The sequence below is a fragment of the Alteromonas sp. 76-1 genome (genome assembly GCF_900654235.1).
GTDB lineage: Bacteria > Pseudomonadota > Gammaproteobacteria > Enterobacterales > Alteromonadaceae > Alteromonas > Alteromonas naphthalenivorans.
This window is the reverse complement of sequence record NZ_LR136958.1, coordinates 977,099-1,000,068: the sequence shown is the minus strand read 5'-3', so window position 1 is coordinate 1,000,068 and position 22,970 is coordinate 977,099. Positions and strand designations below refer to the sequence as shown.

At 44.3% G+C, this 22,970-nt stretch carries 21 protein-coding genes and 1 tRNA gene; 10 read left to right on the top strand and 12 right to left on the bottom strand.

The genetic code is table 11. The annotated features are described in order from the left end of the window. Positions 1 to 31: 31 nt before the first annotated feature. Together ALT761_RS04185 and ALT761_RS04180 are read right to left on the bottom strand one after the other, a co-directional pair. Positions 32 to 1,276 (bottom strand): general secretion pathway protein GspB, encoded by a 1,245-nt coding sequence (locus tag ALT761_RS04185; RefSeq protein WP_129736792.1) that lies wholly within the window; start codon positions 1,274 to 1,276, stop codon positions 32 to 34. Continuing rightward, positions 1,269 to 2,180: an ExeA family protein gene (locus ALT761_RS04180; protein ID WP_129736790.1), complete on the bottom strand. Its 912-nt coding sequence runs from the start codon at positions 2,178 to 2,180 to the stop codon at positions 1,269 to 1,271. Before ALT761_RS04180 ends, ALT761_RS04185 begins: the two co-directional genes overlap by 8 nt. 129 nt (positions 2,181 to 2,309) lie before the next feature. On the opposite strand from ALT761_RS04180, the gene ALT761_RS04175 reads away from it, so the two are divergent. The 4 genes from ALT761_RS04175 (at position 2,310) to hemW (ending at position 6,929) form a co-directional block, all read left to right on the top strand. Further along, positions 2,310 to 3,488 (top strand): multifunctional CCA addition/repair protein, encoded by a 1,179-nt coding sequence (locus ALT761_RS04175; protein ID WP_129736788.1) that lies wholly within the window; start codon positions 2,310 to 2,312, stop codon positions 3,486 to 3,488. A 163-nt stretch (positions 3,489 to 3,651) separates the two neighbouring features. Continuing rightward, positions 3,652 to 4,896 carry an ATP-dependent RNA helicase SrmB gene (gene srmB / locus ALT761_RS04170; protein ID WP_126872056.1) on the top strand — a complete coding sequence of 415 codons (1,245 nt, stop codon included), beginning with the start codon at positions 3,652 to 3,654 and terminating at the stop codon, positions 4,894 to 4,896. 298 nt (positions 4,897 to 5,194) lie between these two features. Next, the gene (rdgB, locus tag ALT761_RS04165) at positions 5,195 to 5,797 is read left to right on the top strand and encodes an RdgB/HAM1 family non-canonical purine NTP pyrophosphatase (protein WP_129736786.1); all 603 of its coding nucleotides are present in this window, start codon (positions 5,195 to 5,197) and stop codon (positions 5,795 to 5,797) included. Next, positions 5,790 to 6,929, top strand: a complete 1,140-nt coding sequence (gene hemW / locus ALT761_RS04160) for a radical SAM family heme chaperone HemW (protein WP_129736784.1) — start codon at positions 5,790 to 5,792, stop codon at positions 6,927 to 6,929. The genes rdgB and hemW overlap by 8 nt, the downstream gene beginning before the upstream one ends. A 54-nt stretch (positions 6,930 to 6,983) precedes the next feature. Here hemW and ALT761_RS04155 read toward each other — a convergent pair whose 3' ends face one another. The 8 genes from ALT761_RS04155 to ALT761_RS04120 all read right to left on the bottom strand — a co-directional run bounded on the left by ALT761_RS04155 (position 6,984) and on the right by ALT761_RS04120 (position 13,998). Next, positions 6,984 to 7,793, bottom strand: a complete 810-nt coding sequence (locus tag ALT761_RS04155) for a YggN family protein (protein WP_129736782.1) — start codon at positions 7,791 to 7,793, stop codon at positions 6,984 to 6,986. Between the two features lie 201 nt (positions 7,794 to 7,994). Further along, positions 7,995 to 8,522 (bottom strand): Lcl C-terminal domain-containing protein, encoded by a 528-nt coding sequence (locus ALT761_RS04150; protein ID WP_129736780.1) that lies wholly within the window; start codon positions 8,520 to 8,522, stop codon positions 7,995 to 7,997. Positions 8,523 to 8,524: 2 nt separating this feature from the next. Continuing rightward, positions 8,525 to 10,351, bottom strand: a complete 1,827-nt coding sequence (locus ALT761_RS04145) for an Lcl C-terminal domain-containing protein (protein WP_129736778.1) — start codon at positions 10,349 to 10,351, stop codon at positions 8,525 to 8,527. A 102-nt stretch (positions 10,352 to 10,453) separates the two neighbouring features. After that, positions 10,454 to 10,945, bottom strand: a complete 492-nt coding sequence (locus ALT761_RS04140) for a PAS domain-containing protein (protein WP_013785262.1) — start codon at positions 10,943 to 10,945, stop codon at positions 10,454 to 10,456. Continuing rightward, complete coding sequence (locus ALT761_RS04135; RefSeq protein ID WP_129736776.1) at positions 10,945 to 11,940, bottom strand: response regulator; 996 nt, start codon at positions 11,938 to 11,940, stop codon at positions 10,945 to 10,947. Before ALT761_RS04135 ends, ALT761_RS04140 begins: the two co-directional genes overlap by 1 nt. Before the next feature lie 185 nt (positions 11,941 to 12,125). Next, positions 12,126 to 12,845, bottom strand: coding sequence for an LrgB family protein (locus ALT761_RS04130; RefSeq protein WP_129736774.1), 720 nt, complete (start codon positions 12,843 to 12,845; stop codon positions 12,126 to 12,128). After that, positions 12,838 to 13,296, bottom strand: a complete 459-nt coding sequence (locus tag ALT761_RS04125; protein ID WP_129736772.1) for a CidA/LrgA family protein — start codon at positions 13,294 to 13,296, stop codon at positions 12,838 to 12,840. Before ALT761_RS04125 ends, ALT761_RS04130 begins: the two co-directional genes overlap by 8 nt. A 369-nt stretch (positions 13,297 to 13,665) precedes the next feature. Beyond that, positions 13,666 to 13,998 carry a DUF3718 domain-containing protein gene (locus ALT761_RS04120; RefSeq protein WP_129736770.1) on the bottom strand — a complete coding sequence of 111 codons (333 nt, stop codon included), beginning with the start codon at positions 13,996 to 13,998 and terminating at the stop codon, positions 13,666 to 13,668. A 239-nt stretch (positions 13,999 to 14,237) separates the two neighbouring features. Between ALT761_RS04120 and ALT761_RS04115 the strand changes: the two genes are divergently transcribed. Continuing rightward, on the top strand, positions 14,238 to 14,897 hold the full coding sequence (locus ALT761_RS04115) for a hypothetical protein (RefSeq protein WP_129736768.1): 660 nt from the start codon (positions 14,238 to 14,240) through the stop codon (positions 14,895 to 14,897). 20 nt (positions 14,898 to 14,917) lie between these two features. Here the strand turns inward: ALT761_RS04115 and ALT761_RS04110 are convergent, their stop codons facing one another. Together ALT761_RS04110 and ALT761_RS04105 are read right to left on the bottom strand one after the other, a co-directional pair. After that, positions 14,918 to 15,247 (bottom strand): hypothetical protein, encoded by a 330-nt coding sequence (locus tag ALT761_RS04110; RefSeq protein WP_129736766.1) that lies wholly within the window; start codon positions 15,245 to 15,247, stop codon positions 14,918 to 14,920. Positions 15,248 to 15,533: 286 nt separating this feature from the next. Then, entirely contained in the window at positions 15,534 to 16,331 is a 798-nt protein-coding gene (locus ALT761_RS04105) for an MbnP family protein (protein ID WP_129736764.1), read from the bottom strand. A 335-nt stretch (positions 16,332 to 16,666) separates the two neighbouring features. Here ALT761_RS04105 and ALT761_RS04100 point away from each other — a divergent pair. From ALT761_RS04100 to ALT761_RS04080, 5 genes are all read left to right on the top strand, one after another. Beyond that, positions 16,667 to 16,743, top strand: a tRNA-Ile gene (locus ALT761_RS04100). A gap of 399 nt (positions 16,744 to 17,142) precedes the next feature. Beyond that, positions 17,143 to 20,271 carry a TonB-dependent receptor gene (locus tag ALT761_RS04095; protein ID WP_129736762.1) on the top strand — a complete coding sequence of 1,043 codons (3,129 nt, stop codon included), beginning with the start codon at positions 17,143 to 17,145 and terminating at the stop codon, positions 20,269 to 20,271. Positions 20,272 to 20,461: 190 nt separating this feature from the next. Further along, entirely contained in the window at positions 20,462 to 20,656 is a 195-nt protein-coding gene (locus ALT761_RS04090; protein WP_129736760.1) for a hypothetical protein, read from the top strand. 107 nt (positions 20,657 to 20,763) lie between these two features. Continuing rightward, entirely contained in the window at positions 20,764 to 21,639 is an 876-nt protein-coding gene (locus tag ALT761_RS04085) for a hypothetical protein (RefSeq protein ID WP_129736758.1), read from the top strand. Between the two features lie 102 nt (positions 21,640 to 21,741). Further along, positions 21,742 to 22,854, top strand: a complete 1,113-nt coding sequence (locus ALT761_RS04080; RefSeq protein WP_129736756.1) for a patatin-like phospholipase family protein — start codon at positions 21,742 to 21,744, stop codon at positions 22,852 to 22,854. The last annotated feature ends 116 nt before the right edge of the window (positions 22,855 to 22,970 follow it).

Genomic DNA, 22,970 nt, shown 5'->3' with positions numbered 1-22,970 from the left:
TCACCTTAATACCCAATGCCTAGCGCCTTTACTACCAGTCAGTAAGCGCCGCCATGGTGAAGAGTTCTTCTTCAAAACCTAGCACCACTTGCTGCGCTTCAATATTAACAATTTGCACTTTGTCGTCAATCCAATCACCTTCACTCATTTGTATGCCATTCACCCGCACCCAACGATCATCTGGTCGTGATGCGTACATATGCGCACTGAAATTCATAGAGGGCAACCGCGTTAATAGCCGTACAGGCAACTGATCAACACGCTGAATATTATCTCGTACCGTTACTTTCGTTTCCGGCTCAAAATCATTGTTCTCAGCTTGAGTATCCAGCGCTGCCACCGCTTGATTAAAACGCGCTAACAGTTCTGGCGATACTTCAATCTTGTTGTCACCTTGGTTACCTTGAGAATTAAGCACCCGCCCTTCTTCCTCAGCCGCGGCTAAATCGAAGGTATCATCAGCGTCATTTTGATTTCCCGACCGCGTCTGGTCTTTCGTCCGTGCTTGGCTTCCCGTCCGTGCTTGGCTTGGCTGTGACTGCGAATTTGGGTTGGTATTAGAGGCTTGCGCTATGCGATCTGAACCATCTTCTTGCGAAGCGATATTTTCAGAAGGTAAATTATCGCTAGTCGTTGATACTTGCTCAGATGCATTGGGCACTATGAGTGGCGTAGTTTCAGGCGCTGTTGTTTGTTCAGCCCCTTGTTCGCTGCCTTGACCGTTCACTTGCACAGGTAACTGTGAAGGGGCTTGTGCAAGCGCTTGGGAGCCTTGCTTCGAGATACCAGTGGTGTTTGAAGCTTCAGGTCGAATAGATTCCACAACCGACGCGGTAACGGTAGGCCACCACTCCCCTCGCGTGGCAATCAGAAACCCTAAGCATAAACCACCTGCAACAATCGCTGAGTAAGTCGCCAGCTCTTTACCATATACCTTCCACATGGAAGGCAACCCTTGCACGGTAGGCAAAAACAAACTGCGATTAAATTGGTCAGATAGCGTTTTGTCGAACTTTGCGCTGGTATCGTGCTGGCCACGTAATAGCGCTTGGGTTTGCGTTCGATGTCCTACGCCAGCTGTAGCTGCAGGCGCAATCTCTACGGTTTGATCAGGATCTATTTCTATTTCCTGAACCCCCATTTCTGCTAAGCCTTCCACCATAGCATCACTCGAGACCAAGCCGGATTTTCGAATTTTAACCGGGCCATTCTGTTGCGTAATTCTAACAATCACCATACCGGGCTTTAGGTCACTAATACTAAGAATATTAGACATATAAACTCCCTAGGCCATAGCCACAAAACACAGCCACTATAAATGCGCTTGCAAGCCACCATTTGCGGTTACCCTGTATACGCTGGCTGACCACATCTTCACCAAGAATTTGCTGTGCTGCAGCAAGGAAAATAGGCTTTTGCACTACGGCATGTTGTTTGGTGAAAGAAAGCGTTAATGCCCTATCGCAAAGCAAGTTTATAACTCTTGGAATACCACCGGTGATTTGATGCACTGCCCGCAAGGTAGATTTGCTAAAAATACTTACATCACCGTGCGCGACACTTAGCCTATGCGCTATGTAAGCACTAACTTCCGGGGCGGTAAGGGGCAGTAAATGATAGCGCGCAGTAATACGCTGAGCGAGCTGTCTTAGCTCGTTACGCTTCAATAGTTGCTGTAATTCAGGCTGGCCAATTAATACCACTTTTAGTAGCTTTTCGCGGTTAGTTTCTAGATTCGTGAGTAACCGCAACTGCTCCAACACTTCAGGCAATAAATGTTGCGCTTCATCAACCATCAACACCGTATTCATGCCCTGTTGGTGATTTTCTGCCAATTTAGATAAAATTAAATCGGTGAAGTATTTTAAGCTGGCTTTCTCTTCTTGGTACGGTAAACCAAGTTCATCGCATACCGTGGCGAGCAACTCCAGCGCTGAAAGCGTTGGGTTTAGTATCATTGCTACTTGGGTGTTATCCGGCAATTGTTGCAATAACTTACGAGAAACCGTGGTTTTCCCTGTACCTACCTCGCCGGTAAGCATAACAAAACCGCCACTTTCACTTAGCCCAAAAGTAAGGTGAGCTAACGCCTCTTTATGCCGCGGGCTCATATAGAGGTAATCGGGGTTTGGTGCGATTGAAAACGGATTATCGCTTAACCCAAAGTAATTCAAATACATGGTATTCGCTGTTGAAGTTGAAAACGCGATTTAAACTACCAGAGCGTGAACAGAAGTCAAAGTGTGCTTATACAATCTGCTTCTGTAATAATAACTACTGGCTGAGTTAAATTTTAAAATAGAGGTTACATGCAGGTTTATTTAGTTGGCGGCGCGGTACGCGACACCCTTTTGGGAAGAACCGTTACCGAACGAGATTATGTTGTGGTAGGAGCAACACCAGCGCAAATGCTAGCTAAAGGCTTCACGCAAGTCGGTAAAGACTTTCCTGTATTTTTACACCCCAAAACCTCAGAAGAATACGCACTTGCCCGTACCGAACGTAAAATGGGCAGCGGTTATACAGGCTTTGAGTGCGATGCTTCTGCGTCGGTTACGTTGGAAGAGGATTTAAAACGCCGCGACTTAACGGTAAATGCCATTGCCCGAGATCAAGACGGCGAACTTATTGACCCTTATCATGGCCAACAAGATTTACAAGATAAAGTACTTCGTCATGTTTCTGAAGCGTTCAGTGAAGACCCTCTGCGGGTATTTCGCGTTGCCCGTTTCGCCACCCGCTATGCCTACTTAGGATTCACCATTGCTGAAGAAACCCTAAGCCTGATGACCGACATGGCCAAGTCTGGTGAATTAACCAGCCTAAGTGCAGAGAGAGTATGGCAAGAAACCAAGCGAAGTTTACTTGAAGCCACGCCCGAGGTATTTTTCAAAACTTTAAAAGCGTGTAATGCCTTAGACGACTGGTTTGCAGAACTTAGCCAGTCTGAAAGCACCTTTGTTGCAGGCATTCAAGCACTCAAACAAATTCAAAAGCAAGCGCACACTCAACCACAAGAACAAGACGCCAGTCCGTCTGCGCCAATAGAAGTTCGTTTTGCCGCGCTTTGTTCAGGCTTATCACTCAATGACGTTCAGCTACTGTGTAAACGATTAAAAGTGCAAAATACGGTAAGCGACATTGCTGAAATGGTAAGCGCGCATAAAACATCACTTCTTAATTGCGACAAACTAGACGCCGACACGCTGTTAACAGTGTTTAATAAAACCGATGCATGGCGACGACCAGAGCGCTTTAGGCTTTTTCTTAATGCCCTGCAACCAATTGCAATGCAACCCTCTGATTCAGCGCTGGCCGGCGCTATGAGTTCATTACATTGGCCAGAGCGCGAAGCGTTGATAACTCAAGCCTTAGTGGCAGCCAATGCCGTGGATGTTCAGCACATTATTGCTCAAGGATTTAAAGGCCCAGAAATTCGTGAAGCCCTGAACAACGCTAAATTGGAAAAAATAAGCGCGCTACTTTAATAAGGCGCACTGGCAAGTACGTTTTAAAAATGAGCATTTATAAGGGCATGTATAAAGAGCTCACACAAAACACGTCGGTAAATTACCTATTACGTGTTTTTTTTCTACGTTTTGTACCATAAATGCTACAATACGCCCCATTCAATATGAGCGTTTTTATACTATGACTTTCGAAGATCTCGAATTAGACGAAGAACTCTGCCACGCGGTGGCGGATATGGGCTACGAGAGCCCCACCAGCGTACAATCTTTGGTTATCCCTCATGCAATGGACGGGCGCGATATTTTAGCGTCTGCGCCTACTGGCACGGGTAAAACCGCGGCGTTTTTGTTGCCGGTTTGTCAGTTTTTACTCGACTACCCGCGTAAGCAGCCAGGTTCAACTCGCATTCTTATTCTTACCCCTACCCGCGAACTTGCGCTACAGGTGTATGAACAAGCCGTAGAGTTAACCAAGCACACTGACATTGTTAGCGGCGTGATCACCGGTGGCATTAACTACGGTACCGACAGAGAAACCCTTAGCCAAAGCATCGATATTTTGGTGGCGACGCCAGGGCGTCTATTTGAGCATATTCAAAATGAAATGGCCGATTGTCGTGACATCGAGTGCCTTATTCTTGATGAAGCCGATCGTATGCTAGACATGGGTTTTCGCACTATTGTGAACCAGATTGCGAGTGAAGCACGCTGGCGCAAACAGAACATGCTATTTTCTGCCACATTGGAAGGCGGCGGTGTAAGTCAGTTTGCCAAAGACATTCTGCAAAATCCTGAAGTGATTGAAGCCTTTCCATCACGCAAAGAAAAGAACAAAATTCACCAGTGGTATCACTTAGCTGATGACTTAAACCATAAAAAGGCATTGCTCGTTCATATATTAAAAGAACAAGCGACTACCACGGTTGTATTCGTTAAAACCCGCGAACGCCTGCAAATGCTTAAAGACTATTTAGCATCGCAAGATATTATGGTGTGCTGGTTACAAGGCGAAATGCCACAAGATAAACGTATGGCTGCCTTAACGCGCTTTAAAAGTGGCGAAGTGCCGGTACTCTTAGCTACCGACGTAGCCGCGCGAGGCATTGATGTACCTGAAGTTAGCCATGTTATTAACTTCGATATGCCACGTAAAGCCGACGTTTATGTTCACCGTATTGGCCGTACCGGCCGTGCTGGCGCCAAAGGCACTGCAATATCTTTGATAGAAGCCCACGACTTTGAATTTATCACCAAAGCAGCGCGCTACACCGAAGAACCAATCAAAGCCCGGGTTATTGCAGAACTTCGTCCGCAAAATAAAGCACCAAAAATTGGCCCAAGAAAGAAAAAGCTAACGGCGAAAGACAAAGCAAAAGCCAAGTCCAAAGCGAAACCAAAAATTAAGAATCGCACGAAGAAGCGCTAACGCGTTGAATTGATGCGGGGATAAGTGATGCGGCCTTTTGCGTGCTAATTGATGACGAGATTGGTGATGGCAAGCTTGGCGATGGCAAGCTTGGCGCGGCCAATCAGGTGTGTTAGCTGCTCCGCAAACACGCGGTAAATACGTCCCTGTATGCTCCGCCGCCGCATCCCTGCGGCGGAGGGGTTGCTACGCAGCCAACACACCTACTTGACCGCGCTAGTTATCGTCCGGCAACAATGAACTCTAGGTTTACTACATCAGCAAACTAGCCAAAAATTAAATTTGTTAAGGTATTTTTATGACTTTTCCTCAAAAGATAGTGCTTGCGTCTGTTAATCAGGGCAAGGTACGTGAGTTCACCAGCTTGTTTGCCGACTATGGTGTAGATGTCATCGCGCAAAAAGAATTGGGCGTGGAAGACGTGCCTGAAACGGGCACTACCTTTGTTGAAAACGCCATTATTAAAGCGCGACATGCTGCCGAGGTAACTGGGTTACCGGCTATTGCTGACGATTCGGGCTTAGTGGTCGACGCCCTTGGCGGCGCTCCTGGTATTTATTCAGCCCGTTTTGCTGGCGATAATGCTACCGACAGTGACAATATCGACAAGCTTTTAAGTGAGTTAGTAGGTTCTGATAACCGCAAAGCCCACTTCTTTTGCACACTGGTATTCATGCGTCACGCAGGTGACCCAGTGCCACTCGTTAGCCAAGGTAAGTGGGAAGGTGAAATTCTTAATGCCCGTGAAGGCGATGGCGGCTTTGGCTACGACCCTGTGTTTAACGTGCCATCGCACAACTGCACTGCTGCGCAGTTAGATAAAGCTGAAAAGAACCGTATTAGTCATCGTGGAAATGCCTTGGCTATATTATTAGAAACGATGAGAAACACCTTTGCGTAATCCTCCATTAAGTTTGTATGTGCATATTCCTTGGTGCGTACAAAAATGCCCATATTGCGATTTTAATTCACACGGCTTAAAGTCGGCATTGCCCGAAAAAGAGTATGTCGCCCATCTGCTTGATGACTTAGCCATAGATGCTAAGCGCATAGGCGATAGAACCGTTGAAACTATTTTCATAGGCGGTGGCACACCTAGCTTATTTTCAGCCGAAGCGATTAGCGACCTAATTGAAGGTATTCGCGAGCGCGTGAACTTGGCAGATAATGCTGAGATTACTATGGAAGCCAACCCTGGCACGGTGGAAAGTGGCCGTTTCGCTGGCTTCTATCAAGCGGGTATTAACCGTATTTCAGTAGGTATACAAAGCTTTCAGCCAGCCCACTTAAAGGTACTTGGCCGCATTCATGACGATACCCAAGCCATAGAAGCGATTAATCAAGCGCACAGCGCTGGGCTACCCACATTTAACCTAGATTTGATGCACGGCTTACCCGAGCAAAGCGTTGAAAATGCTATGTCTGATGTAGACAAAGCGCTGGCGTTATCACCCTATCATTTGTCGTGGTATCAGTTAACGATTGAGCCTAATACGCCCTTTTATTCACGCCCTCCTGAATTACCCGATGATGATATTTTGTGGGACATTCAAGAACAAGGGCATGCCCGTTTGAAGGCCGCAGGTTACGAGCAATATGAGATTTCTGCTTATGCAAAAGCGGGGCATCAGTGCCAGCATAACCTTAACTACTGGCGCTTTGGGGATTACTTAGGAATAGGCTGCGGTGCACACGGTAAGATTACGGATATCACCACGGGCACGATTACGCGCACGGTTAAAATTAAGCACCCTCGTGGCTATATGGAAATAAGCCGTCCTTATTTGGATACTGAAACTCAGGTATCGGCAGAAGACTTACCTTTTGAATTCTTCATGAACCGCTTTAGATTGGTAGAGCCCTGCCCTATTGAGGATTACACTGCACTAACCGGTGTTGAATTAACGAAAGAATATCAAGATGCATTGGATGACGCACAGGCAAAAGGACTGCTGGAAATCACCGATACCCATTGGCAGGTAACCGCCAAAGGCAGACGTTACCTGAATACTTTGCTGTCTTGCTTCGTATAGGTGGTATTGAGATTGGTTGGCTTGAATTATCAGAGATTAGTGCAAAGCTAGCTACTACTCAGTTTCTTCTGGAGAATGGGAAGTAATCAGATTATACGGTTGCAGTGCAGGAATTGAAGCGCGAAGCTTTTCTTCAGCAACATCTAATCGTTTTAGCTTGTTACAAATCCACTCTGCTTTATTTCGTAGGCTGGTCGCTTTACTGTTCATATCTCTTTCAAGCTGCTCGCCTACCGTGCCTAATTGACGGGTAATTTCAGCCACTTTCTCGCTGTTCACTTCATCGCTGTTGGTATTAATACCACTAATAGCCGACAAGATGCCACCTACCGAGGTGGAAATAGCCTCTTCCAATTGGGCTTCAATTTCACTATCAACAAAATCATCCACACTTTCTAACGATCCTGGGCCAATAAAATAGTGATTACTGGCGTGCCTAAACTTATCTTTAACCCTTACCTTCACTCGCTTCATGGCGCTGTTTAAGCGCTCGTAGCTATCGTGGTCGCTTCCTACTAAGCCCAGGTAAACACTTTCAATAGTATCTACTGCCAGGTCGACACCCTCAGTAGCCAAAACTATCATTTTGGGCACTACATAATGCAAGCCATGTGCATACTCACCTAACCACTCGCTTTGCTCAGCGGTAAGGGTTTGCCAACGGCCATCGATAAAAAGCTGAGTTTGATCATTAATTTGCACCCGCGTGCGAGACTTTTCCATAACGCGAAGTTGAGTGTCGTTAACCGCTAAGCCATACGCAAAATCAATGTTGCACGTAATTTCTGCCGAGGCTGGTTTAATTCCCCCAACAAATAGCACGGTGCTTATAATGCCTAGTAAAAGGCGCTCAAAATATTTCATGAGACTATTGTGGCTAGCTTGCACGCAAATAGGAAGGTGACATGAGTCTAAACTGCGAAAAATCAGGGTGAAGTATCAGGGTAAACATGGATGCCTGCTAGCAATAAGAAAAGCGCGCATTATAAGTGCGCGCTTTCACATTTCCTACCACACAACCTTAGCATTAGCCTAAAGTATAAATTGAAGGTTTGTGCATATTCGCTAATCGTTTGTGTACGTTCGCACCAATCTTACGTAAATAAAGCGATCTTTCTCTTTAATTGAATGGCTCGCATTGAAGAAAGCCACTACCCATGCCCTATCGGGGTCATCAACCGAAGGGGTAGATGTCCAAAAGTCATCTGGCGGCGTTTCTGGGAACATAGTGCTGTTTACAGCGGGACGTACACAGTCACGCTCAACAATGGTGGCAAGTTCCTTTACGTTAGGAAGTCGCCAACCTAATAAGTCTTCATCACTGGCCGCTTGCGCAAGTTGCAATGCTTGCTGCCAAGTATATTTCACCGCTTCGCCATCACACGTACTTCCGTCCCAAGTTTGCCCTTCTGCACACCGCTCCCACACTAAGTCGGTAGGCTCATGCAACACCGTACTACTGGTGATAGTGGTAAAGTCTTCATCAGGTGTGGTTTCAAGCCCATCGGACAAACAGGTTTGTGCCGAAAGAGTCGTAGAAACTAACATCAACGATGCTGCTATCGGTGCTAATAAAGGTGCTAATGTTTTCATGGTTATCTCCCCGCTCTTACTAAGCGTACTTTTGCCGCCGAGGATTTATTTAAAAAGTTATCTACCCCAGAGTCGAAATCCAGCGCCCATGCATTTTGTGCATCATCACTGTTTACACCGTCGGCGCTAGGTACAGAAGTCCAGTACCACACTGGATTTGCCGAAAGTACGCCAGTATACGGAAAGTAGTCTTCGTCAATGGTCATGCTATCAGAGATACCTAAATGCATAAGCGAGAAAAGCTCTTGGTGGGTGGGCATACGCCAATCGTAAAAACCGCATAACCCTTGAGCGTTAAGCGCTGTCACATAAGCTTGTGTGTTACAGTTGGTCAGTGAACAAACTGTATCGCTGCCGCTTAAATCACCTTCATAGCCGCCATTTACATCGTCGCTATACCATGAATAGGTGTAGTCTTTATCTTGCAGTGTACCGTCGTCGGTTTTAACCTCCCACACTAAACCCGTTACGTTGTCGCGTACGCATGACCACGTATCTGCATCGGCATCCTGTTCATCACCATTGGCATTTAAGCGGGTATAATCGAAGCCCGCTTTACCTCTTCCGGCTTTCTCAATTAATCCATTTTGTTCAACAATATCTGCGCCTCGTTGACCATCTTGACCTGGCCACTCGTTTTGTTGCGCTTCAGTAAGCGCATTATCAGTTGCTTGCTGCAACACGCCAGTATCATTCATTAAAGGAGTCGGCATGGGGCGTACACCCACATTAATGGTATCTTCTACTTGATTACCGTTGGCATCGGTCACGGTTAATGTGTAAGCCACTACAGTATATTCAGTTACCGCAGGCGCGATGGCAAACGTCGATAAGTCATCTTCATCATCGATTGCTTGTATATCTACGTTTTGACTTAAGGTTGCTGCGTCTGCCGCATTAGCAGGTAAGGTTATTGAAGAGACGTTATTGCTGCGCTCCCAACCGTAAGTCAGGGGTAATGCGCCTGGAATACTGGTGCTAGCATCGCCATCAAGTACAATAGTCTCACCGCTGAATACGCCTTGTGAAGACCCTGCGTCAACTACCGGTAGCGTATCTGACTCTGACTGCACAAAAATAGTCACAGATTCTGTGTCGGTAGTGCCTTCACTGTCGGTTACGGTTAGTTCGAAACTCAAGGTTTGCGCATCATTTGCAATAGGCGTCACTATGGTGAGGGTTGATAAATTGGTTTCTTCCCCCGTAATAACGTTAGTGCCGTCGGTTTGCGTCCAGCTATAATCAGAGATGGAGGCGCTCTCGTCTGTAGCGTCGTCATCGGTACTGCTACTGCCATCAAAAATAACTTCTACGCCGCCAGGGAAATTATTTGCGTCTAAACCATCCCACTCGGGCACATCAATAATTGCTTCTGGAGCAATATTAATCGGCACCACGGTTATAATGGTTAAGTCACTGGCTTCGTTGCCCCCCGTGTCGTTAACCGTTACGGTAATAGTATATTCAGTGGCACTTGATACGCTTGGTGCTTCAAAGCTAGCAGCAGAATCGCTAGTGTCTTCGTGGGTGATAGTCAGTGAAGGCGATGCCGACCAGCGATAAGTATATTCTTCATTCCCACCACTCACTACCGCACTCAAGGAATAACTTGCGCCCTCGGTCACCGTTGCATCGTCACCGGCGTTAATCACAAGGTCACTGGAGCTAGAGCCACTGCTCCCATCTGAATCACCGCCTCCGCCGCCACACGCAGCTAACGCAAATACCGTAGCGACTAAAATGAAATGCTTTGTGGTAGAGACAGCTTTTGCTTTCGCCTCTACTGGCAATAACAAGGGTGATAGTAAAAACTGGAAAAACGTTGGCATAGTGACTCCGGCAACACGTAGAACTGCTGCCACGTGTCGGTTAGCTCGAATATTAGATGGGGGGGGTGCTTCGCAAGTTACTTGTGGCGATATAAGTGAATACTAGCGGGCGAGCTGATTACGCTCTTGTGCTTCCGTCATATGCACCTGTATGGCTTCAAGTTGCTTTTTACCCACCGCAACATCTGTCATGTCGTAAATCATCATACTGATGTATTCAACGTTTCCTGTAGCCGATATTAATGGCGACAGTGTGATGTTTTGATACATAAATGACTCACTACCTGTAATCGGCCGGTAGTTAGGAAACTTAAATAAATATGGGCGCTGTTCCCAGGTCATAAATGCTCTGGTTTTTAGATCAAATACCGGTTTAGACTTTTGCGTAAACCAGTCTTCTTTAATGGTAGGGAATAAGTCAAAAAGCGATTTATCACGAACGTCACTAGGCAACATGCCACTATGACTTTCCATGAAGCCGTTCCAGACTTGAATTTTAAACTGTCGATTTAGCACAACAATGCCTACATCAACCGTTTGAAGCATGTCCATCATCCAATGGAATTCGAGTATATCATCCAATTGTTGGCTCATTAGAAGTCCTCCAACAGGTGGGCAAGTTTCGAATTCATCATTTTCATCGACTCTTCGGTAAATAACAAAATCAAATCACATTGAACATTGTAACCTTCTAAGCCATAGCTTAGCTCGATGGCGAGGGTTCGTTTCCATCTAATCTGATTCATACTGATAATTTCAGTAATAGCTCGGTGCTGCCCTAAAACAATGGGATGACCTTGGCTGAAGTTAACATCCATTTGCACTGCTAGGCCTGTAAGGCATGTACCGATAAGAATACTGGCCGCATCCATTAATAGTTCTAGCTGTAGCTGATCATCCACTTCGCCTTCTACATTGAGAATTTTTGCCACATCTTCAAAGCTCGAGTCACTTAAAATGCAAATTGCTTCACCACTGATGCCCGGCCCTAGAAAACCCTGACACACAGCGGTAACTTGCTCATGACTTTCAATATCTGAAAGCATCATATGTAATTCAGATACTTCAATAAGGTTTACATTAGGAATAGGAAGTCGAACGAACACGTTCATGATGCGGGCTAAGTGATCACCGGCTTGCCCCATGGCGATATTCGTTATTTCTTGGTAACAGTCACGAATATCTGGGTCTAACGGCGCAGCCTCAACAATGGGCTCTGGCTCGCTGTGCAATATGTCAAATTTATCGAGCACTTCAGCAAGGGTTTGAGGTGATACGGGCTTACGAATGAAATCCAATGCCCCCAAGGCCGTTACTCTATCGTAAGCTTCAGGTTGAATATCACCTGAAATGACAATGACCTTAGTCGACAAGCCTTCCGCTTTAATTGCTTCTAACGTGCCATAGCCATCGAGTATGGGCATGTTCAAATCAAGTAGCAGTAAGTCGCCTTTACCTTCTTTGAGTGCAACGAGTGCTTCCTGCCCATTCTTTGCAAAATGCACAGCAACTTCCCAGTCCTGAGGCAAACATTTGGCAACTTGTTTTCGAGCGACTAACGAGTCGTCACAGACGAGTACAGAAAACATTGAATAATCTTACCACCTAGCTTTTTGATAATAGTGAAAATTACAATGCGTTGTAATCAACACTGTATCGGCGTTAATACTTCGAACTGAAGCGATAAATTTTGACGGTTCATATATTGACGTGACACGTCGAAACTAACAATAGCACTTTCGAATGAAATGCTTTTTATCCATTGTAGTCAAAATTAAAGAGATGGTGAGAGAAAACTAAATATTAATGGCAAAATAATAGCGGTAAATATGCCATTAACACACAAACCTAGCGTTGCCATGGCTGCCACTTCATCGCCCATATGTAGCGATTTTGCGGTTCCTACTGCATGAGCAACCGTGCCAAGTGCAACACCTTGAGATTGCGTATCGGTTACCTTAAAAATACGAAAAACACTTGTAGCGGCAATGGCGCCTACTACACCGGTAGTAATAACAAACACTGCGGCAAGGGCAGGAATTCCACCTATGTGAGCCGATGCTTCCATGGCCAGAGGCGTAGTAATAGATTTGGCTAACATAGTAAGTTGAATACTAATTGGCGAGTTAAATACCCACAGAGCAGCCCAAGCCAAAATAGGCGCTACAATACCGCCAGCCACTATACTTAACAGCAAGGGTAAACCATAGTGACGCAATCGTTGCCATTGTCGATAAATAGGCAGTGCCAACGCAACGGTGACAGGGCCTAACAACCAATGTAGCAAACCAGCAGATTGCTGATAATGGGTCATAGCAGTATTGGACAAATACACGAGCACTCCCACACTTAGCGCCGTAAAAATAAGTGGGTGAGAAATCGGGTAACGGTAATATTTTCGGTTTATGGTTAACCCAATCCAATAAAAAAGTAACGTAATTGCAAGCCACGCCACACCCGAAAGCGTAGTGGCATATTTAATAGCTTCAATCATTGTCACTTCCCTTTCTCACCATTTTTTTCACTGCCTTTTGACCAGTGACTTGTTTGCCTTCACTTTTGTCAAAAGGCACTTGCGAAGCGCGCGTATGGCGTGAGGCAAGAAGCTTTTCTGCTATTTTAGCGCTAATCCCTAAACTTATGCAGGTAGTGATAACTATCGCGATACCAATGGCCCACCCGTTTTCTGCTATTTCCTTCCAATATGCGCTAACGCCAAGAACAGCAGGTACAAACAATACCGACATGTGACTGAGTAAAGGAGAAGCGGCACGTGCCACAAGAGGTTCGGTCTTAGGGGCGATAAAAAGCACGGCTAAAAGAATGAGCAAGCCAGTAAGCGCACCAGGCAGTGGTAAACCTGTTGAAGAAGACAGCCACGTACCAAGGTAATAACATCCAAGTACTAATATCGCGCCGGTTATCCATTGTCGTAGTTTAACCATTACACTTCTTGTTCTCCTGAAAACCCAGTAAGTTAGTAGACAAAGCACTTAATTCTTAGCGAAAACAGTCTATCGGCTGAACGAATATGACGCTAGTAAGACATTGGTCTTTATCGACGTTTTTCTTTCCAAGCTAAATGGAGAAGGAAATAGAGAGAAGGAAACAGAAAATAGGCAGATTATGTGCAAAGGGCTCAAGCCTAAAAGGTTGGTACTTAAAAGGGTGGTACTTAAAAGATTAGAGCGTAAAGGAATTACGCATGAATTTGATAGTTTGCTCCCCTGTTTAAATAAAAAAGAGCTACTGAAAATCAGTAGCTCCAAATCCAGGGATTTAAAATTCAATCATAAAGTCTGATTTAGTTGCCGTTAACGTTTCGCCGTTAAGACTGATTTATCAGCTTTTACTTTGCGAGCAAGATAGTCGCCTGTTGACGTCGCGTTGTGTGACTGAGCGAAAGACAGCATATCTTCGCCGTTACACACTAATCCTTTGTGCAAATTTCTATAACTAATACGACTGCGTTTTACTGCTTTATGCAATGCTAAGCGATTATCATCTTTTATCGCTTCGCAAACTGCTACAAGGTCTTTTTCAGTACTTTCAGGATACCCATTTGCATTGGCTAGACTTGCAGACAACGCAAGTGTGATTCCAAAACCAAACAAAGCGGGTAATCTAACGTGGCGTGACATATCCATATCAATTTCCTCAAATGAGAGTAGTTAAATGATGCGTCGACAACTACTTTTGTCTTCGCGTGCATAAACTAGTGAAAAAATATGACATTCGCGCTATAAAAAGGTTAAAACTCTGTTACGTGAGACCAAGCGATAAACGGCCGATAGAAGCCGATAATTAACCATACTAAAACGCTTACTGGTCGCAGGTTACACATACTTTGATACAAATCACTCAGTCATTAGACAAGGAGTTAATCATGTTAGAGCAGCAAAAATACCATCACATTAGAGAACAAATGCGTCCAGGCGATATTATCGCTTTTGGCGGAAACAGCCTTTTCTCTCGATGGACAAAGTTAACCACCCGCTCAGCCGTAACTCACATTGCTATTGTTATGCAAACCAAAATGCGTGACGAAGCGTCAGGTCGGTACTTTAATCAAGTTATGGAAGCCACCGTCTATGATGGTAAAAAAGGCGTGATGACTAACCGCTTAAGTGAACGGGTGCATACCTACGACGGCGACATGTGGTGGCTACCATTAGGTGAATCTGCTCGCGATATGTTCGAGCAAAACAAACGTGACTTTTTTAATTTTATGTTTGATCAAGAAGGCAAGGCCTATGACGTACTACAGCTTTTCGGTTCCGCTGTAGACGCGTTAGATAGCCACCCCATTTTAGGAAGTATTAGCTACAACCAAGAAGACTTCAGTAGTTGGTTTTGTTCCGAGTTAATTGCCGAAGGGCTGGAAACTGCAGGTATCATAAATAGCGTTAACGCATCAGAGGTTACGCCAGTAGATATTTGTCGATTTTCAATATTTGAACAGCGCTATGTGCAACTTAAAGGAGAAGCACGGCCAATAGCAGGGTTTAATACGCAGCTAGCAGATAACTGGGGACAGGTTTGCTGACCCCACATAATTTATAATAACTAGAAAATGCTATCTTGATGGATTTTGATGAACATACTGGTACCGATTTTTGTGTAATCGATTTTATATTCTTTCCCATTTAGGGTTTGAATAAACACTAAGGTTTTTTCATCGCCAAACACATCGCTTGTCGTAATATCAACAAGTTCCATATCCATCATTTTAGCATCACGCTTATTGTCGGGGATTTTCCCTTCATACTGCTTGATGCCTTTATAAGTAACGATAATGGGCGGATGTTCGTCGCCATTCGTTACTAACAAATCTAACTTTCGAATTTTATGGATAATGGTATTTCTACCGCTTATCAGGAAGGCCTTCTCTGTCATTCTTCTCTCCGCGCCAGTTCGCCTTGTTCAGGAATCATTTATTTTTATTAAGATAGCAAATTTTGACACTATGTGCACAGCATAACCTATTGGCGATAGGTTATTATCTCCGCTTAAAGTATAAGCATAAATTCACGTTCGCGCGTATAAAAGCATCTATCATTGATTAAAAAATACTATTTAGCATGATTAATTCCTACTTAAACCATACGTCGGCTATTATTATGACCCGCGAGCCGCAGCCTCTCTACTATCCGAAAGTCTATAATACGCCCTTAGCGCGAGCCTAATCCCATTTTATCCATGGTCTATTCAGTAAGTTACGTAGCAATTGCTTGCATGGTTGTGCTTCAGGGCTTCCAAATTCACAGCTATCAGCCTCTAAAAGGTCGATCTGAGCGAGTATATTTGAAACCGAAATCTCAAGTGCCAGTTCGCTATCGAGCTGTGTCATCGGTAAAATGAATTCTACCCTGTTAGTAAAGGCACAAGATGCTTCAGGCGCTGCATCAGCGGATTCAGACTCACAATTAGCACTGCCCAAATGATACTGCCACTGTTTATCGTTAGCCCCCGCGTGAGATAAATCCAGGCGTAAGAAACGATGCCCCGACTGTTTGTTTAAAAACATGCTGGTATCATTTAACGGTGATGCTTGAGCTAGAGGGTCGGTGTGGTTTACATCAAAGGGAAGCCCCATTGTGAACCTAAGGTTGGTCGCCAGTTTTAATAGACCTTCCGATACATCTAGAATGATTTTATTATTAGCATTTTGTGGCGCGCTACATAACGTATGGAACTTTAATAAGGCAGTAGATTGGGTTTGCCACTGCGTTTGCTTAAATGATACTCGCTGCCATTTACCGTCAATACGCACTTCAGGTTTGGTTAAGTAGAAGCCAAAGTAATCTAGTTGCCATTTTGTAGGGCCTACTTTTACCATTAATGGGCATGCGCTATTTTCGATACCCGTAAGCGTAAATGGGATCTCGCCCACTTCTCGTTCACTCATGCTCAGCTTGTCGCAGCCCGACAACCCTAAAATAACCGCTAATATGACACCTAAACGCCCGTGCATTTTCATTTCTATCTGTACTTCCTGTTTGAATTTAAGGTGCAAGGGCGCCCGTATAATGGCGTTAACCCCTTCGCCCAGAGGTTATAACTAATAAACGACCCGTTGCTAAGGATCATAGTGAGGCTAATAAGGCTGGCTCGTCAAGGATTGAGGTGGCCGCGCAAGGTAAAGAAGGCGATAACAATGCAAATTCATCACAAATGCAGGTAAAGCTGAACAAAAATAAAGCAAACTGTTCACAAAGCCTAACCCTAGGCGTGACAAGGCAAATAAAACTGCTTATACTTGCGCTCGCTTTTCATTGATACGTTTCACGTTTTCAAGCAAGCGATTTTAAATATGGCCCCATAGCTCAGTTGGTTAGAGCATCCGACTCATAATCGGCAGGTCCCCTGTTCAAGTCAGGGTGGGGCCACCATTTCTTCTTTGAATTTCTTATCTGTATTAAAATTCTTCCCAAGAATATCTTACTCCTACGATACTATTCACTTGCGCGCCGCTGCGCTACTATTTTAAACAGTCCCCTTGTCTCTATTGCTAACCTCTTTCACATACACATCTACAGGCTACATTTACGTAAGCACACGTAAAACGTGTAAAAACACGTAAAAGCCCTTGCCTTAACATCCTCATAAAAGCTCAAATAATGTTTTATTTCATAGAGTTATGTAAGTTCAGATTTACACAAATGAAATAAAGATGAAATAAAAATAGCCAACAATTGCGCTACCTCAGGCAACAGTAATACGACATGCCCAAATAAGCATGCGTGGCTAGCTGAGCACTTAAACCAAACTTTACTTAGAACGGGAAATTCATGAACCATAAAACTCAGTTCAATCGCATTGCGATGGCTGTGGCTTTGTCTATTGGCGTTGCAACAACAGCCGTTGCAGCCACTGGTCAATCATCAGCTATGCGCGGCACCATACTAGGCCCTCAAGGTAATCCCGCAGCAGGCAGTTCAATTACTATTATTCATCAACCTTCAGGAACGGTAAAAGAAATCACTGTAAATGAAGAAGGCGCATTCTCAGCACGGGGTTTACGTGTTGGTGGCCCTTATATGATTATCGTAGAGTCACAAAAGTTCCAAAGCCGTGTTATCGAAGATGTATATTTAGAACTGAATGACACATTCGAACTTGATACTGCCCTTGAATCTACTTCTGATATAGAGCGTGTAACGGTAACCGGTAGCCGCGACTTTTTCTCAAACAACGGTTCAAATTCAGTATTTGGTGAGTCGGCTATTGAAAATATGCCTACCTTCAACCGAGATATAAAAGATATTGTTCGTTCAAACCCGTTAGCGGTGGTAAGTGCCGACGGTGAAGAATTAAGTATTGCCGGCTCTAACCCGAAATATAATACCTTTACTGTTGATGGCGTAGGCGTTAACGACACCTTCGGCCTACAAAGTAACGGCTACCCTACGTCACGCCCCCCAGTGTCTTTAGATGCTATTGCCCAAGTGTCTGTTGAGTTTACGCCCTTTACCGCCCGCGCAGGTAAATTTGGCGGTGGTAACGTGAACGTGGTGACCAAATCAGGTACCAATGAATTTCACGGTACGGCATTCTATGAAGAAGTGCCTTTCTCTGGCACCGCAAAAGATACCAAACTCTACGACACAGAATACGATGTAGATAACGATGAATCGTCCTACGGCTTTACGTTAGGCGGCCCGTTAATTGAAGATAAGCTTTTCTTTTTCGGCTCTTATGAAAAGTGGGAAGAAGAAATCGATACTGGCTTTAATTCTTCAGCCTACCCTTCGGAGTTAGTTACCGCAGCAGAAGACGTGATTACTGCCCTTAGCGATACATACGGCCTTGAAGATTCAATCGCGGGCGCGCCTGATGCAGACGAAGATGAAAAATACCTGATTAAATTAGACTGGAACATCAACAACGACCACCGCGCCGATTTCACCTACAGCTATCAGGAAAATACCGCGGCACAAAACTACAACGAAGATTCAGATACTATTTTATTAACTTCGAATACCTGGACGTTGGCGCAAAAAAATACTTACTACACTGCCCATGTCTATTCTGACTGGACAAATAACCTTCAAACAGAAGTTAGCCTTTCATATAAAGAGTTTGAACAAGCCTCTGTCACGGCTTCTGATTGGGGTGAAATCAACATTGATACTGCCACGGGTACAGAGAGTGGCTATACCGTAGTAGCAGGCGTAGATGAAAACCGCCATGCAAATGTGCTTGAAAACGAAGTGTGGAACTTTGCATTGCATGCTACTTACCTAGCTGGCGATATCGAATATAAGTTTGGTACTGAAATAGAAAACACGTGGAACTACAACCTGTATGGTCGTGATTCTTTAGGCACCTGGTATTTTGATGATACTGAGGCATTCGCCAATCAGGAAATTTCTTATTTCGAATATGCCAACGCGTATACAAATAATGTTCAAGACCTTGCCTATAACGTTGAAAGTACGGTTTACTCACTTTACGGTGATGCTACTTATGAAGTGTTTGACGACTTTACGGTAACCGCAGGCCTTCGCTACGAGTACCTTACCGTTGAAGACTCACCACAACTAAACAGCAACTTCGCTAGCACCTATGGCTTTGCAAATACTGAAAACCTCGATGGCTTCGATATTTTCCTTCCTCGCGTAAGCTTTAATTGGGATATCAACGACGACTTAACCCTTCGTGGTGGTGCTGGCCGCTTCTACGGTGGTATGCCACTGGTTTGGATATCTAACGCTTACACCACCGATGGTGTAACCAACGACTCAGTAACCTTTTCTAGCCTTGATGCAAGCTCGGTAGACTTCACATCAGTTCCTACAGAAGCCCAAAGTGCGCTAATGCAAGGTGCGGGAAGCACGAACTCAATCGATCCAGACTTTGAACTGCCCTCTGATTGGCGCTATCAAATTGCGGCCGACTACACCTTTGATATACCTACCTTGGGCGACAACTTCGCGTGGACGACTGAGTTAACCTACGTAGACCGCCAAAATGCGGCTTATTGGGAAGACTTATCGCGTATCGATAATGGTAACAGTACCCCAGATGGCCGTATTATCTGGGACAATGTTTACGATGGTACTGAATATGAAGACAACTATGATATTCAATTAACCAACTCGGATGACGGCGGCCGTAGCATTCTGTTTACCACTGCGTTGGCTAAACAATGGAATAACGGTATAAGCCTAAATACATCCTATACCCACCAAGATATTACTGAGGTTAACCCAGGTACAAGCTCAACGGCAGAATCTAACTATCAGTATGAAGTTACGGTTAATCGTAACGACCCTACCGTGGGCACCGCGTACTATGAAACCAAACACCGTTTTTTAGTGAACCTTGGTTACACTCACGAGTATTTTGAGGGTTACAGCACTAACTTCAATCTATTCTTTGAACGTCGCTCTGGTCAGCCTTTCTCTTGGGTACTCGGTTCATATCAAAGCGGCGGTTTGGGCGATCAAACTGCGTTTGATGATTCAGATGTGTACCTTCCTTATATTCCATCAGGCGCCAACGATGCTGCCGTTGATTTCGACAATGGCCTTAGCTACGACGAAATTATGGCGATTGCTGAGCAAGCAGGTGTAGCGGGTGCCGCTGGCGGATACGTTGGAAAGTACTCGTCCACTCAACCTTGGATCACCACAGTAGATTTAGCTATTTCGCAAGAAATTCCAGGATTTGTTGAAGGCCACAAAGGTCGTATTTATTTGAATATCGATAACTTTGCGAACCTGTTAAACAGTGACTGGGGTAACGTGTATGAAATGACGTATCCGCAGCAAATACTGTTTGATTACGACATCAACGATGCGGGCCAATATGTTTATTCTGAGGCATACGGCGGCACAGACACCAGCAACTATGACTCGTTTGATGAAGAGCAATCTACATGGCGAATTAAGGTAGGCGTGAAGTATACGTTCTAAGGTTTGAACGAAAAGATTCATGATGACAAAGCCAGCTGCTATTTAGCTGGCTTTTTTATTTTAGTATTAATAACGCATTTAATATGCTGAGTTTAGCGTCAAAAAAAGTTGGCAAGCTATTTGTAAGTTCAGAGGCAGGTATTGAATAAAAGAGTGCCTAATACGCACTGAACAACGAGATTTTGACACTATGCGCCTACCAACCAAACAACTTATCAGTAAAATTGAAACGCTATCTAATGATTTGTCACAAGAGCAGCTATCCAACTTTCTTGATATCATTAACGCGATGACTGCATTAGTTGAAGAAGCTAGCGAGTTGAGCAGTAATGACAACACGCCAAAATCAGTTAATACCGCTGCCTACAGTTCAATCATGCATTAACTATGTAGTCCCATGTGAAATGAAATAGCGCACTATGTATTTTAAAAATAGTGAAATAGGTTTACCCTTCTAGGCATAACAATTAAGAGTAACCAACTGTTCTCACTATGCGCTTTATTGCCCTCTTGGCCGTTTTTCTTTTCAGCTCACTTATTTCAGGATTAGTAAGTGGAAACGTTATTAACACATCATCAATAACGTTTCATACTGACGACCACAATTTAACGAATAGAATTAATCAACCACATGCTCCCTTTTCCGCAAGTGTGGATACGGCGCAATTATTGGTTGATGCCTTAGGCTACGATAAGCCTATTTTAGAAGTCTCACTTAAACGTTCATTCCAACAGATAGAGAATGGCGAATCGGTTTGTGTTATCAACAAGATAAAATCAGCCGAGCGAGAAAAGAAGTACACAATTTCCTTGCCGCTTAACTTCTTTCAAACCCAACGGTTATATCAGCTTTCCTTACTGCCACCTTTGGCTCCAGAGCTACTAAACGAGAATGGCGAAATAGTTAGCATTCATAAAGTACTAGACGCGTATAAAGCATCGGCCATAGTGCTACCAGAAACCTATTCTTATGGTGAGCGGGTGGATGATGACTTAAGTAACATAGACACCAAACAAGTTATAACTTTAAGCAACCCTACATTTTTCTCGCGTTTTACAAAAATTTTTGCTGCTGGCAAAGCTGATTTCGCTCTTATATTCCCCGCGTCTTTCTATCGAGCCTTCGGCGACACTAAGCCTATCGAGATGAGAAGTTACGCTATCGCGAACAACCCAAAGTTCGTTTCTGGGCACGTTATCTGCGGTAAAACACCTGAATCGCTTGCCTTTATTGAGAAAGTAAACGAGGCGATAAAAAGCATTTACGCCACCCCCATTTTTATCGAAGCACACACGAAATACCTCCCTGCAAATTCAAAACAGATAATAGAACATGCAATACAGCAACAGGTAGCCAACATCCTGTAGGTTTTTTCCTATCACACCGATTCATTCTTTCAATTTTCGACACAGTAAAGTTGTCCTTATACTTGTTTAAATCAACTAAACAGATTTAAACAGGCAACCAAAATGAATTCCTCTGCTACGCCCACGTCCTTTCCTCTTTATGCCACCAAGCGCCCTAAAATTGCGCTTATCGCTGAAGGTGGTGGGCAGCGAGGAATTTTTACTGCTGGTGTATTGGACGCCTGGCTTGAAGCAGGTTACGACCCTTTTGACATGTTCATTGGCACGTCTGCGGGCTCACAAAACTTAACCAGTTTTTTAGCGCGGCAAAAAGGTTATGCAAAACGTTTAATTCGCGGCTTGTCTCGGCATAAGCGATTCTTCCAATTAGGCCGTGGTTTAGTGGGAAAGCATATTGTCGATTTGGATTGGTATTTTGAAAAAACGAAAGAAGCGAATCGCATTTTAGATTTCAAGGCCGCGAAAGAAAGCTTAGGCAATAGAGAGTTATTAATTACCGCTACAAATTCTCGCGATCGTAAACCTTATTTTTTAAGCCCCAAAGGCAGTGGTAATCAATGGCGTGAACTATTGAAAGCCTCTAGTGCTTTACCCTTTTTATACAAACAAGGTGTAAAGCTTACTACTGAATACAACGCGGTTTCGGTTAGCGAGAACAAAGCGAATACGCAACCTCAAGCACAACCTGAATCAGATTATTATTTAGATGGCGGCTTAGCTGCACCTCTACCTGTTCGTGAGGCCTACGAACGGGGAGCTAGAAAAATCGTGGTTATTCGTACTGGTGATGTGAATTTTCAAGCTCAATCGGCATGGCTTCACAAATTAAAATCACTGGTGTGCGCAACGGGCCATTGCCCAAAAACGATTAACTACTTGGTTCAGCATGAACAAGCGTATCAGCAAGAGTTAGCGTTTATCGCAAATCCTCCAGCGGATGTGGAAATTATACAAATTTTTGCAGGTACTAAATTACACAGTAAATTACTGGGCAGTGCGGATAGCGATCTTCGCCACGACTATAAAGTAGGTGTTGAAGCAGGACGTAATTATTTATTTGAACATGGCGATATGAATTTGCCTATTAGCGATGCGTTCTCCGGTACGAGCAACGATGATATGTGTAATGATGCGTCGAGCAATGGCCAACTACCTAATCCATCACATGTGCAGCACAGCGCTACACAGCTCGAAAAACAGCGCTTGTCAGCATAACGGCTTGTTATGTGAAATTAAGTGAAACTATCGTGAAAGGTATTAATGCCATATAAGGCTTTAAGTAGGCTCTAAGTAAACTTAAAGCATGCAAGCCCTGAGTAATTGTCTAATAC